The organism is Corynebacterium sp. MSK047, assembly GCF_030232285.1.
Lineage (GTDB): Bacteria > Actinomycetota > Actinomycetes > Mycobacteriales > Mycobacteriaceae > Corynebacterium > Corynebacterium jeikeium_D.
In genome coordinates, this window is record NZ_JASPJI010000005.1 from 11,360 (window position 1) to 23,817 (window position 12,458).

At 55.1% G+C, this 12,458-nt stretch carries 13 protein-coding genes; 8 read left to right on the forward strand and 5 right to left on the reverse strand.

Annotated elements, in window-relative coordinates:
* Positions 1-244 precede the first annotated feature (244 nt).
* Complete coding sequence (locus tag QP981_RS02725; protein WP_070439709.1) at positions 245-898, reverse strand: NAD(P)-dependent oxidoreductase; 654 nt, start codon at positions 896-898, stop codon at positions 245-247.
* Positions 895-1,794 carry an EamA family transporter gene (locus QP981_RS02730; protein ID WP_070439707.1) on the reverse strand — a complete coding sequence of 300 codons (900 nt, stop codon included), beginning with the start codon at positions 1,792-1,794 and terminating at the stop codon, positions 895-897. Before QP981_RS02730 ends, QP981_RS02725 begins: the two co-directional genes overlap by 4 nt.
* 58 nt (positions 1,795-1,852) lie before the next feature.
* Between QP981_RS02730 and QP981_RS02735 the strand changes: the two genes are divergently transcribed.
* The gene (locus QP981_RS02735) at positions 1,853-2,767 is read left to right on the forward strand and encodes a LysR family transcriptional regulator (protein WP_070439705.1); all 915 of its coding nucleotides are present in this window, start codon (positions 1,853-1,855) and stop codon (positions 2,765-2,767) included.
* A gap of 42 nt (positions 2,768-2,809) precedes the next feature.
* On the opposite strand, the gene QP981_RS02740 is transcribed toward QP981_RS02735, so the two are convergent.
* Both QP981_RS02740 and QP981_RS02745 read right to left on the reverse strand, forming a co-directional pair.
* Positions 2,810-3,526: a hypothetical protein gene (locus QP981_RS02740; RefSeq protein ID WP_070439703.1), complete on the reverse strand. Its 717-nt coding sequence runs from the start codon at positions 3,524-3,526 to the stop codon at positions 2,810-2,812.
* A gap of 2 nt (positions 3,527-3,528) precedes the next feature.
* Positions 3,529-4,278 carry a hypothetical protein gene (locus tag QP981_RS02745; RefSeq protein ID WP_224784054.1) on the reverse strand — a complete coding sequence of 250 codons (750 nt, stop codon included), beginning with the start codon at positions 4,276-4,278 and terminating at the stop codon, positions 3,529-3,531.
* A 193-nt stretch (positions 4,279-4,471) separates the two neighbouring features.
* Between QP981_RS02745 and QP981_RS02750 the strand changes: the two genes are divergently transcribed.
* The 7 genes from QP981_RS02750 to QP981_RS02780 all read left to right on the forward strand — a co-directional run bounded on the left by QP981_RS02750 (position 4,472) and on the right by QP981_RS02780 (position 12,224).
* Complete coding sequence (locus QP981_RS02750; protein ID WP_070546633.1) at positions 4,472-5,230, forward strand: hypothetical protein; 759 nt, start codon at positions 4,472-4,474, stop codon at positions 5,228-5,230.
* Positions 5,227-6,561 (forward strand): hypothetical protein, encoded by a 1,335-nt coding sequence (locus QP981_RS02755; protein WP_070546635.1) that lies wholly within the window; start codon positions 5,227-5,229, stop codon positions 6,559-6,561. Before QP981_RS02750 ends, QP981_RS02755 begins: the two co-directional genes overlap by 4 nt.
* The gene (locus QP981_RS02760; protein ID WP_150961063.1) at positions 6,548-7,462 is read left to right on the forward strand and encodes a hypothetical protein; all 915 of its coding nucleotides are present in this window, start codon (positions 6,548-6,550) and stop codon (positions 7,460-7,462) included. Before QP981_RS02755 ends, QP981_RS02760 begins: the two co-directional genes overlap by 14 nt.
* Positions 7,463-7,577: 115 nt before the next feature.
* The gene (locus tag QP981_RS02765) at positions 7,578-9,197 is read left to right on the forward strand and encodes an Hsp70 family protein (RefSeq protein ID WP_147766209.1); all 1,620 of its coding nucleotides are present in this window, start codon (positions 7,578-7,580) and stop codon (positions 9,195-9,197) included.
* Positions 9,197-9,787 carry a hypothetical protein gene (locus tag QP981_RS02770; RefSeq protein ID WP_070833334.1) on the forward strand — a complete coding sequence of 197 codons (591 nt, stop codon included), beginning with the start codon at positions 9,197-9,199 and terminating at the stop codon, positions 9,785-9,787. Before QP981_RS02765 ends, QP981_RS02770 begins: the two co-directional genes overlap by 1 nt.
* Positions 9,784-11,379 carry a serine/threonine-protein kinase gene (locus tag QP981_RS02775; protein WP_147766211.1) on the forward strand — a complete coding sequence of 532 codons (1,596 nt, stop codon included), beginning with the start codon at positions 9,784-9,786 and terminating at the stop codon, positions 11,377-11,379. The genes QP981_RS02770 and QP981_RS02775 overlap by 4 nt, the downstream gene beginning before the upstream one ends.
* Complete coding sequence (locus QP981_RS02780; protein WP_284857412.1) at positions 11,352-12,224, forward strand: hypothetical protein; 873 nt, start codon at positions 11,352-11,354, stop codon at positions 12,222-12,224. Before QP981_RS02775 ends, QP981_RS02780 begins: the two co-directional genes overlap by 28 nt.
* On the opposite strand, the gene QP981_RS02785 is transcribed toward QP981_RS02780, so the two are convergent.
* On the reverse strand, positions 12,221-12,415 hold the full coding sequence (locus QP981_RS02785) for a DUF4236 domain-containing protein (protein WP_016421461.1): 195 nt from the start codon (positions 12,413-12,415) through the stop codon (positions 12,221-12,223). The genes QP981_RS02780 and QP981_RS02785 overlap by 4 nt on opposite strands.
* Positions 12,416-12,458: the final 43 nt, after the last annotated feature.

Sequence of the window (12,458 nt, forward strand, 5' to 3'; positions counted from 1 at the left end):
TAGCGGTCTTCTCAAAGCCTGAACCCCAGCTCATCGGTGAGCTGGGGTTCTTTATCAGGGGCCACTAGCTGTACTGACCGGAGACGTTGGTCAATCGTGAGAAGGGCGGCTGGTTCCCGCAAGCCGTGTGAGGCCAGTGCTGCGTAGGCGTGGAGCAAGAGCGTCCCCTTGGAATAGACGGAGGGGGCCGATAACTCGACCCCCTCACGGTTGTTAGCGAGGATTCCTCTGTGAACCGCTAACTTTAGGACAGACCCTTTGCTTGCTCGATGGCGGTGAAGTGACGTTGGGTGCTGGGCTGTTCCAGCTCATCGAGTACGGCCAGGGCCAGGTCCGCAGGGGTGATCCGCGACGTACCGTCGTGGTTGATCAGAAGCGTGTCACCGCCTCGGCGATAAGCGCCGGTTCCCTGTCCGGGCTCGAAGACTGCCGACGGACTCAGGTAGGTCCAGTTCTGGTTCGGATGTTCTGTACATGCGTTGAACTGGTCGAGGCTGGCCGATGCGACGTCACGCCACTGGGGCGGCACGAAGGTGGGGTCGTCCAGGACGCGCAACTCCCGATCGTGAGGTGAGCGTAAGGGCGCTGCTCCTCCTACGACCAGAACCCGAACCCCCGCGACAGCGGCGTGGTCGAGGACATGGCTGGTCAGCGGAGCCACACTGCTCTCATCGCCGGGGGCCATGCGCACGGCGAGCACGACGGCGTCTGAGTCGTTCAGGACGGGCTGCAGGGGTGCCTCGAGATCTGTCAGATCGAGACGAGCGACGGTAGTATGCGGGTCGTTGGTCTCCGGTGGGTTACGCGATACGGAAGTGACGTGGTGGCCGCGGCGTGTGGCCTCCTGCGCGATCGCGGTACCGGCCATGCCGGTGGCTCCGAGAATCGTGATGTTCATGAATTGTCCTTTCGATAATTGGTGGGGGCGGGGAGCTGGCCACAGACCATGGCAGCCAGGGCGATCGCGAAGCCGAGGTACTGCTCGGCTCCGAGGTGTTCATGCGCGATCAGGGCGCCGAGCAGGGCGGCGACCAACGGCGAGAGGAGTCCCAGGAGGGCTGTGGACGTGACCGGAAGCCGTCGGATGCCGGTAAACCAGAGGCTGTAGGAGACCAGCGCCCCGACCAGGCCGAGCCAGGCGTACCCAAGCCAGCCATGGACAGGAATTACCGGCGGTGGTCCCTCCACCAGCAGCGCCGGAATCGCCAGCAGCAGGCCGGCGGACGTCAGCTGCCAACCGGCCAGTGCGACGGGCGAGACACCTTCCGGGAGCTTCCACTTCTTGGTGAGGACCACGCCGGTGGCCATGGCCACTGCGCCGCCGAGTCCTTCAACCACGCCCACCGGGTTCAGGGCAGCGCTTGGACCGAGAACCACGAGGGCCACGCCCACGACACCCACGACACCCCATCCCAGACGCCATCCGGAGAGTTGCTCGTGGAGGACAGCCACGGCCAGCAGGGCAACGATGATGGGCTGTACCGCATTCAGCGTGGCCGCTACCCCGCCCGGAAGACGCTGCGCCGACAAGAACAGCAGGGGGAAGAACGCGGCCATGTTCAGACCGCCCAACACGAAGCTCTTCCACCTCCACGAACCGCGCGGCAGCTGCCTCGACAGGCACAAGGCGATGATCCCTGCCGGCAGCGTCCTCATGAACGCAGCAAACAATGGATGCCCGGCTGGGAGGAGGTGTGTGGTCACGATGTATGTCGTCCCCCACGTAGCGGGGGCCAGCGCCGTCAAACAGGTCCACAGCAACGAACCGCGGCGCCCATGAGAAGAAGTGTTCATGCATCCAGCATCAGTCGCTCACCAGTAGTGAGTCCAACACATTGTTCTCACCCAAACAATGAGCTGCTATCATGATTGGGTGGAACTCCAACAGCTCAGGTACGTCGTGGCGATCGCCGAGAAACGCAACTTCACGCGAGCAGCAGAACGCTGCTTCGTCGTGCAGTCAGCCCTGAGCCACCAGATCAAGGCCCTCGAAAAGGAACTCGGCACGGCACTGTTCGTGCGCTCATCCCGCCGGGTCGAGCTGACCCCCGCCGGCGAAGCCTTCCTCACGGAAGCACGGATCAGCCTCGCAGCCGCTGACCGCGCCGTGGCGGTCGCCGCCGAGGCCGTGGGCCAGGTCCGCGGAAGCTTGTCGGTAGGTGTGATCCCGACGGTCACAGCCGTCAGCGTGCCCGACATCGTCGCAGCCTTCCACGCCAGCCATCCCCACGTGGATCTCACCGTGCGGGGCGGGGGAAGCAATGAGTTCATGCGCGATCTCAGCAGCGGGAGACTCGACGTAGCATTCCTCGGCGTGGACGCCGACGTCACCCCAGCGTCCGGACTCACCGCGCACGAGATCGCCCGAGGGCGTCTCGTCGCTGTCATGGCGTCACAGCATCGGCTAGCACACAGGGGCACCTTAGCCCTGGCCGACCTGGCCGACGAGACGTTCGTTGACTTCCCGGCCGGGTCACCGGGCAGGCTCCAAGGCGATCGGGCATTCGCTGCCGCAGGCCTTCAACGCCGCGTGGGCTTCGAGGCGATGTCGACCGAGCTCATGCTCGCCCTCGTCGAACGCGGGTTGGGCGTCTGCCTGCTGCCCGTCGACTGTGTGCCAGCCAACCCAGCGCTGCGAGCCATTCCCGTGGTCGATGGCCCTTGCCGGACCGAGTACATCGCGTGGGGATCTTTCAATCCGAGCCCCGCCGCTCGAGCGTTCATCGAACAGGTCAAGGAATCAATCGCCCTGCACATGGTCGACTGATGCCAGATCGCGTCGATCAACGTCTCCGGTCAGTACAACTAGCTATTGCTCTGCAGTGTCCTGTTTCTTGTTGAGCTCAGCGGCATTGCTTACCTTTTCGGCAATATCTGTGGCCTTTTCCTCTGCGTCGGCCCATGGCCCAGAGTCAGAGACCCATACATTGAGCCTAAGAAAATCAGCATGGATGATTGATTTTAAGTAGCCGTCAATATCGCCGTTGGTTAATTCTCCTGTCTCGGCGTCGCTGTTTTCTCCGCTAACTAGGATGACAATCATTCCGTCGGGATCTTCGAATTCGTACGAGCATCCGATGCCTAGGGAGCCCCAGTTATACTGTCCAGCCCCTGTTTCTGCAGGCATATAGTCGCGTGCGTCGCAGACGTTAAGCCAGTCAAGCGCCTTTTTGTAGTTATAAGCGGCTGCGGCAGCTTGGTTGGACTCGAGACTCTCGCGATGAGTTTCCGAGTTCTTACTCTTCAGCTCATCAATCTGTGCTTGCAGCTCGCTTTCCTGCTCTTCTAGCTGTTGTTGTAATGAGTAAATCTCTTCATTCGCGCTTGCGAGCTCGGACTCAGCATTCTTGCCACCCATGGCAAAACCTGCCGCGCCGGCAACAATCACTCCGACTGCGCCGACAACGAGTGGCAATGTCAGCGTTCTATTCTTTCTCGGCTTGGTATCAGAAGTTTTGCTAGACGAGTCCACCGCGGAGGTTGACTGGTCGTTGTTCCATGGATCGATGGGTTCATATGTGCTCATTTCTACCCGACTACCTTTACTTTCTGTGCGATTGTGATTGGTTCGAATCCCGGTTGCTGAGCTGTCACAGCAACGATGTATTCACCGGGTTCTGTAAACGTTGCGTAGGCCTTTTCCCCAAACCGGCGAACGATTTGGCAAGGAGTATGTTGTCCAGTAACACCTGCGCTGGCACTTGCAGTCGGTTTGCCTTCGGCATCGTAGACATCCACCTTGTTTTCACAAGTTTCAGTTCCTCCGGTCTGGCTGAAATTCCACATCAACCTGACGTTTGCTTCGCCATCAACCAGGGGATAGGTCAACAGGCTATTGGACCCCTCGAAGGGAAACGTGATCCGAGCAGTGTCGAAGCCACCCAATTCTTTCTGGTGAGCAGTTGCGTCAATCTTGACGTTTTGGCGCTTGGCGCTGCCAGGTTCCATGCCACCAATTTTGGTCAGCTCCATCGAGCTGTTCAGCGTTATTGCACCGGAGTCATCGCCCGAATCCGAAAGTTCGCTGTTTGGAGAATTCTTATCCTGCGAACTGTTGGCATATTCCTGCTCTGGCTCTTCCGACTCGGTCGAGCTCTCAGTCGAGTTAGGGGGTTCGGATTGTGCATCAGAAGCAGGGGACGTTTCTGTAACTGTCACCACTGCGGGGGACTCCGGGGCAGCGTTGTTAGTGGGCATACCTGAGCAGCCAATCAGGGTCAGGGCAGTCGCGGCGGCTGCCGCAGCTAAAACGTGCTTTGAATGAAACTGGGATGACATGGGCGTTAAAAAACCTCCGAGTTAAGCGCCGAATAAGCGTTTTCTTCATCTGCTTGACGACGCTATAGCGGAGGCCTCAGAAGCGGTACGGGAGTTCTCCCGGTGACTTTCACTACCCGTGCGGGCTTAACTAAATCCTGTCGGGTTCAGCGAATTAATCGTTGGGCAGAGGATCGAGGGAAAGAACCGCTTAATGAATCTCCAACAGCTGAAAGATGCGGCCAAAAGCTACTTCTCAAAAACCACAGATATTGTGAAGGATGTTCCAGATCGCACTAAAGTTTGGCGCGGTGATTTGGAGGATCAAGGAATTATTCCGAACCGTGTTGGTGTAGATCAAGAAGGTCGTATCATTCCGCCATTTTTTGTCTGGTGGGCACCCTGGATGTTTCGAGTCGTACTCGTTATCGCCGGATTCATAATTGGCGGAGTTTTGGAATCTATCAATAGTGGCCCATATCCAGATACGGCGATGTTGATTCCATTCGCCATGGGGTTTGCGATGTGGTTCTTGCGAAATCAGACTAGTTGGATTCCCGGCCTCATTATCACGGTGCTGGCAGTCACCGCAGCATCGCTTATGTCTAAAAGCGTCCTTATTTCGCTCGAAGCATTAATCCTTTTCGCTCTCGTAGTCCTAGTGGAATATATCTACGCTCGCGCCGCATTCGACTACAGCACTGCCACAGCGTTTGAAGAGATGAAGCAGGCGCTTTCTACGTACGGCACTGCCTATGAGCTGGAAGAGCGAGAGGACGCCAATGTCAATGGAGAGACTCTGACAACTGTCTCCGCGCTTGATTCGGGGCGCCCTGCTCGGGCAATGATTCGACTGTTGCCGGAGCATGTAGTTCCCGGATGGCTTATCGCAGTAGATCCTGCCAGAAGATTCATGACAGGCCTGTCCCCAGAACAACGTGTTCGCATCAGTGAGATTCAGGAGCAGATGTGAGTCTGAATCCCGCAGTTCGAGACAACCTAGCTGAAAATCTATTTTCAACAGGCGCAGTGCCAACGGGGGCCAAGTTAGCTCAGTTGATTGCTGACATTCCCATGGGCGGAGATGCCTCTTCCTCGGATTTTTGGGAAGCGCGTGTCCGTTTAATTCGAGACTTGTTGTTCTTCGGTGAGCAGTCCCAGCGTGCACTGGACATCATCGATGAGCTGCACACCGAAGATTTCGTTGACGCGGTGCGAAAGAAGTTTGGTGTTTCCTTTCGACTTGTTCTTAAACGAGTACAGCGTCCTCAGTACTTCTTCACTGATGTGCAGATGAAGGCAGTTAAAGAGGGGTTCTTGAAGCCGTATGCAAAGGGCAGCGGAAAAGCGATTACCGAGCACGGGCTTGAAGAGTTCTTTAATCGGATATTGGTTCCAACGTCCAACCGCATGGAGCTCCGTGAATACGTCGACGTTGAAGATAGCCAGGAAATTGAGACTGGTCCGACGAACAATGCAGAGAAAAGAGTCTGGGCTGCCTTTAAAGAGGCCAGTAGTGCAAATACCGACATTCGGTCGATTGCAGATGTCATTGCGAGCGGTTTTCGTGAACAGTCCGAAGGCGCTATCGACGGCAAGTCAATCGATAACGACATGCTGAAGGGTGCAACGAAATCCATTGGTGCGAACTTTCGTACCGGTTCGCCAGAGGCTGAAACCCGCACCGTTCTCATTCGAAGGTTGCAAGCAGTCGATAATCCAGCGGATTTAGTGACTCGACATACTTTCGGTCTGCTGAATGACGAATCGTCGCTGGACCCAACGAGACTTCGTAAAGAATTGCAAATTGCTGAGGGAGCCTACTGTTCTAGTTCCGATTCGACAATTGAGAATCGTGTACTTCAAAACGTCAATCGAACGGATGCGCTCGAGAAATCACCGCTAGAAAAAGGATCATGGGGTCAACAAGCACAAGAGAATGAAAAAGATTTAATTACAAGGCGTTTGATGGTTTTACTAATACCTTTGACCGCTGTATCCGTTATCTGGTCTCTAATTAACGACTTGAAATATTATCCCAATAGCTATGCCCTTGTGCATAATGCTGGGTCGGCACTGACCTTAGGTCTATTTCTTGTGATTTTGCATAAATTGGTCAGAGCGCGGACAGCTAAAAGGTGGATAGGGGTGTTCGGCTTTGTATATGTATTCTTTGCAGCGGTAATTGGAGAAATCTTCTTCACATATTTCGATTGGGAGATGTCGTTAATAGTAATCATGGTTGGCATAACGCTTGTCTATCTATTCGCCAAGGGTAAGGAGTATAAAAATGGGGTTCTTTAATAACAAAAAGGGTGAAAATAAAAAGGCTGCCAAGCATTCGGACAGTCGTGCTGATGAGTATCAGGAACGAGATCCTAAGTATCCGGAGGTTGACTTCGGTGGAGCGCATAATTTCGCCCCGCTGCCGAATTTTGATGAGTCCTTCGACCCCCGGGGCACGGTCGACAACGGTGATACCACAGGTCAGGAGCCGGTCGAGTATTCCGGAGACCCAAAACTAGACACCGACGAAGCTGCATGGTCCAAGGTTGATTACGCCGATTCTGGCAGTGCTGATTCTGGCAGTGCCGATTCAGCTAACGGCGAAATTGATGGTGTTGGACAGGCAGCGGAAGGAACACCAACCCAGGAAGATATTCCTCCCGTTCCGGTGAAAGAGGTCCCAAAAGCGGATACCGAAAGTACCACAGGTATTGCGGCCGAGAACGTCGTAAAGCAGTTGGATTTGATTCAAACTCGGCTGGACACAATGAACGCAGTATTGCGCTCTCAAAGTGAAGAGTTGGAAGCGCTGACTGATCGTCGTTGGTACGCCCAGTTGATGCCGCTGGCGGAAAAGTTGGCGGCCATCCATGACGGGATTTGCGCCGACCTTTCGCGGCTCGAAGAAACTACCGAAACTGATGGCAGTGACCTGTATTCGACCCTGGATTTCCTGCAGGACTCGATTGCAGATGCGCTTCAGTCCATGGGAGTGGCAATTACAGAGGCGAAGGTAGGCGATGCCTTTGATTCCTCAATTCACCGCCGCACCAAATTCGCGGATTCAGATAACCCCGCGCTGCACCGCACGCTAGCTCCATCACGACGAATCTCGCACTACTACACCTTCACCAGTTCTACCAGCCCAATTGTGGTGGCCAAGGCGCCGGTCACGGTGTACCGGCACAGCGGCAACTAGGCCAAAACTCGAGTCTGAACAGGGCACAGCTCGAGTCCGGCCAGCACACAACTAGAGCGCTGACACGGCAAAAGAAGTCAAGAATTCAACAGATTTCAGAATAAGGAGAAATATCATGACTGAGCGTATTTACGGCATCGATCTGGGTACATCCAATAGCGCAATTTCCTACGTGGACTCACTGGGTGTTCCTGTCATTCAAGAAAACCTCGACGGAGATCTGTCGACACCAAGTGTGGTGTGGTTTGAATCGAAGGCCAATACCGTTGTCGGAAAGCTGGCACGTGAAGAGAAGCTCTTCAGCCCCAATGACGTCATCGAGCTGGTGAAGCGGAGCATCGGCACCGATAAGAAATGGAACTTCAGCGGGAAGCCGTACACCCCGGAGGAGATTTCCTCATTGATTTTGCGCTCGTTGGTTCCAGACGAAGCAGCTGACGACGAGATTTCGGCAGTTATTACTGTGCCGGCATATTTTGGTGCTAAGGAGCGCGAGGCAACTCGCAACGCAGGGCAGATTGCTAATTTCAATGTGTTGGAGCTGGTAGCAGAACCGGTTGCTGCGGCCCTCTACTACGACTCCAAGCAGCCTCTAAAGGACAAGACCTTGCTGGTGTATGACCTCGGAGGCGGTACATTCGATGCCACGATTGTGCAGGGGATTGACAACACCTTCCGGGTTATTGCCACCGACGGTGATGCTCGACTGGGCGGTGCTGACTGGGATAAGGCGCTTGGTGAATTTATCCTGGATAAATTCATTGAGCAGACTGGTGACGAGGAGGCGGAAAACGATGAGACCTTCGTCGCTAAGTTGCATGAGCAGACGGTGAACTGTAAAGAGGCGCTGAGTAATGCGGAAAGCGCCACTGTGCGACTTGCCAGTGACTCCGGTTCCCGCGCCAAGATTGCCGTTACCCGCGAAGACTTGGAGCGTGTCACGGCGCCATTGCTCGAGCAGACGGAGATTCCTTTGACCCGTGTATTGGAGACGGCAAAGGAAAAGGAGCCGGGACTGACAATTGATGAGGTCATCCTGGTGGGTGGATCTTCGCGAATGACCGCCGTAACCAAACTGGTGGAGCGTCTGACGCGTAAGAAGCCACTGTTGGTCGAGCCTGATCTAGCTGTTGCTAAGGGGGCCGCGCTTGCTGCGATGATTAGCAAGCTCGGGGGCGTGGTCAATGCTGAGCCGAGCCCTGCAGCACAACAGCAGTCAATTGCGCAGATTGCGGCTGAGACAGGGATTGACGCTGGGCAGCTCGCCGCGCTGTCGGAGAAGAAGGTGGCGAATGTGTTGCCAAAGTCGATTGGCATTCGAGTTGTCGATCACCTGAACAACCCGTACATCGACTATCTGGTCAACCAGAATGACATGATTCCACTGTCTGAGCCGGTGGTCCGGGAGTATGCGACCATAGCTGATGGCCAAGAGGAAGTAGATTTGACGTTGTACCAGCAGGCCAGCGACGTTCCATCTGAAGATGTCGCTCTCAATGACATCATTAGTGGTTCGGAGTCTATGCTGACAGGAATCCCGCCGTTGCCCAAGGGTCAGCCAATTCAGGTTAAGTTCTTTGTAGCAGCAGACGGCATGATTACCGTGGAAGGTACTCACGTTCCATCGGGTCGCTCAATCGAATCCCACGTGCGCATTGGTGTGATGAATGAGGACGAGATTTCGGCTGCTCGCACGACGATGATGAAGGTTTCTGTCAGCCAAGGAGATAACTGATGACCGACGATCGCACATTAATCCCGGGCGTCGATGACATTGACAGCGGTGCAAATTCCGATACTGGTGGTCGAAATCGGAAGATTCTGCTGTTCGTGCTCGCCATTCTGATTGTCGTCATCCTGGCAATGGTGGTCTGGATCCTAAATTTCCGCTCTAACCAGCAGGACAACGCCGACGGGCTGTTTGAAACCACTGAAAGCACCGAGGTGGAAGTCTCGCCGTCCTACTATGTGGGCGATGATCAGGAACCAACCTCGACCACTATCGCACCGCCTGCCGACGATCGGTTCGTAGACCCAGAGGTCTTAGCGTCGACCTTTGACTCGGAGTGCAACCTGCAGAGTGCCTGGTCAAACCAGGGCTCCGATATGGACTGTGAAGCATATTACGAGGTAGTGCGGGCGCTCAGTAAACAGCGGCAAGAGCAAGGAACGCTGCCAGAGCAGACGACAATCGAGATTGAGTATGACGGTCAGCCACTGACGATGGAATGCCAAGAAGTTTCGCCTAATTATGATTGCCGCTCTGAGTCGGGGATCCAGATTATGGTGGGTAACCTCGACGGGTCTGGGCAACGGAACCGATGACTAATCTTCCCCAGGTAGGCGATATTTTTGAGGGCTATGAGATTGAAGCTCTCATCGGTGCCGGCAATATGGGGACTGTTTTTCGAGTACGAAACCCCAAGCTGGGCCGAAACGAAGCACTGAAAATCGTCCCGCTGCCGGAAGAGGCCGGTGCTTCTAAGCGAATGGAGGCACTGTTCCAGAACGAGGTTTCTATCGCAGCTACTGTTCACGTTCCCAACGTTGTGACCGTGTTCGATGGCGGGCGAGCCGGGAACCTGCTCTGGTTCACCATGACTCTTATCAGCGGTAATTCGTTGGGCACTGAGCTGGCTGAGTATCCGCCGCGCAATTTCGACAAGAGCGAAGTCATGTCGATTGGTGTGGAGATTGCTACCGCGCTAGATCGGCTAGCAAAGCACGAACCAGCGGTGATTCATGGTGATGTAAAACCATCAAACATCGTCGTAGAGCGGGATTCGTCGGGGCTTGTATTAAGTGCGACGCTTGTGGATTTCGGTGTATCAACCGCCACTGAAATCGACAGTGTTGGCGTGACAAATCGTGTTGCCGGCTCATTGCCCTACATGGCGCCAGAGATCTTCACCAAGGGGTGCATTAGTGCGGCTAGTGACGAGTATGCGTTCGCGTGCACGATATTCGAGCTGTTGCAGGGATATAAAGCATTTCCAGCTACTGACGCGGCCAATGCGCGGCAACTGCACTGCGGTAAGCGACCGGTTACCAATCTCGGCGCGGTAGTTGACTCGGTCTTCGCCAAAGCGTTGGCAATTGACGCCGATGAGCGCTACGAATCCTGCAATGCGTTTATCAGCGATCTCATTGCTGCGTTAAATGGCGGTGATGTCGAGGTTCGCAATCCGAAGAACCGGAAGAAAGCGCTTGCAGCGTTCTCTGTAGTGGCATGTCTAGGCCTTATTGGTGGCGGCATTGTTGTTGCCGAACGTAGCGGCATTGGAGATGGCGGTCTCTTTAGTGCCAAGCACTTGGCACAGCCAGTAGCTATCGGGGGTTCTGCGGAACCAATGCGACTTCGCGCTCCCGATTTGGCGAAGGGGCCTCGGATTCCGGTGGGTGACCGGTGGACCCTTACGTCGTTAAGCGACGTCCCCATCGGCGAGAAGAGCTGGCAGGGGATTCAGCGGATGGGAACATTCAACGGTGCTGCATATCACGCGACGCAGTTTGCTTCAGCAGATGAATTCTTGCTGCCATTTCGCCACGGCATTGATGAGAAGAAGCCGATTGCAGAGGCTGAAAATGACAAATGGCGTGGTGAAATTCTGGATGCCGTGAGCAAGAACCGGTCAGTGGCTGAACCAGCTGGCTCTGAAGTGGTGAAACTGCGAATGGAGCCCGATGGTCGCCGGCTGGATGTCCTACAAACGTCAGGTTCATTTCAAGCTGTGAACAGCGAAGGTTCCGAGGCAACACGGCCGATCAATTACTGTTTGGTTCAGCCGGCGGAAAGCTCTGCGCCATCCAGTCCCGAAGTGCTTCGTCCAGTATTTGTCGTTTTGACTGAAGGCGATCCTTGTTCTGCTGCCTATGACACGGTGGCGGCGTGGGCAATGCAAACCACGACGAATTAAGCGATAACGCCGAGATTATTTGTTATATTTCGGATAATTATCATGAATGCCAGTCACTTCAGCCGTCGTTGGGCGATTCCCAGGAGCATTGGGCAAGGTGCCTAACTCACGGTTGGTGGCTGGTGGTGCGAGAGAAAGGCCTGGTCAACGTGACATCGCTCCCAACACTTGTGGTTGATAATTTGTGTGGGGATGCGATTGTTGCCAATCCGAGTGAGGGATTGACCATCGGGCGTGACGCCGACCTCAAAGTGGGCGAAGATAACCGCTACATGCACCGCATAGCAATGTATGTGTATGCGGAATCCGGAATGTGGTTTTTGCTCAATAACTGCGAGCACGTGACTGCAATGGTGCACATTCCGGAGGTGTCGCGGTCATTCCGGCTGGCTCCGCAACAGCGTTTTGATCTGAGCTACCCGGAGTATTTCATCCGCTTTTCCGTCAAGGATGACCAGTACGAAATTCAGATTAAACAGGATATTGAGCACGCCGATGCAAAGGTCGTGCTGCCAACTGACGGGACTGAAACCATCTCGGTTGGGGAGCTGCCGGAGCGCCAGCGTGCTCTAATCGCCGCATATGCGGAGGACTATCTGCGCGGCCGAATCGACACCATTATGGTTTCGTGCACCGATGCCGAGGCCGGCCGAAAGCTGGGAGGCAAGACTGCAAAGGCAGTCGAGCATTACCGCACCGCACTTTTTGAATCCGCTTTGAGCAAGGGGCTGGTCTCAAGCAAGGAGTGGCAACGGGTTAATCAAAAGAGCCGTCTGCAGCTGGTAGTTGTCGCTGCAATCGAAGCACGATTGGTCACTGCAGACGACTTGAAACTGCTCGCTTAACGACGGTACTTGCGATAAGTCAATCCCTTAATTGGCGTGTTCACAGTGGTGGTTCGGCCGCCACGGGCATTCTTCGTCCACCGAACGGGCCCCATGCGATAGGAATATCCGAGGCCAGAACGCGATAGCGTAACCCGGGAGTTGCGGGTGGGGCGGAAGGTCTTTCGGAAGCTGAATAGTTTGAAAGCCATTGATATGAGTCCATTCTCGGTGCGTCACAGACTGCCATGCGCT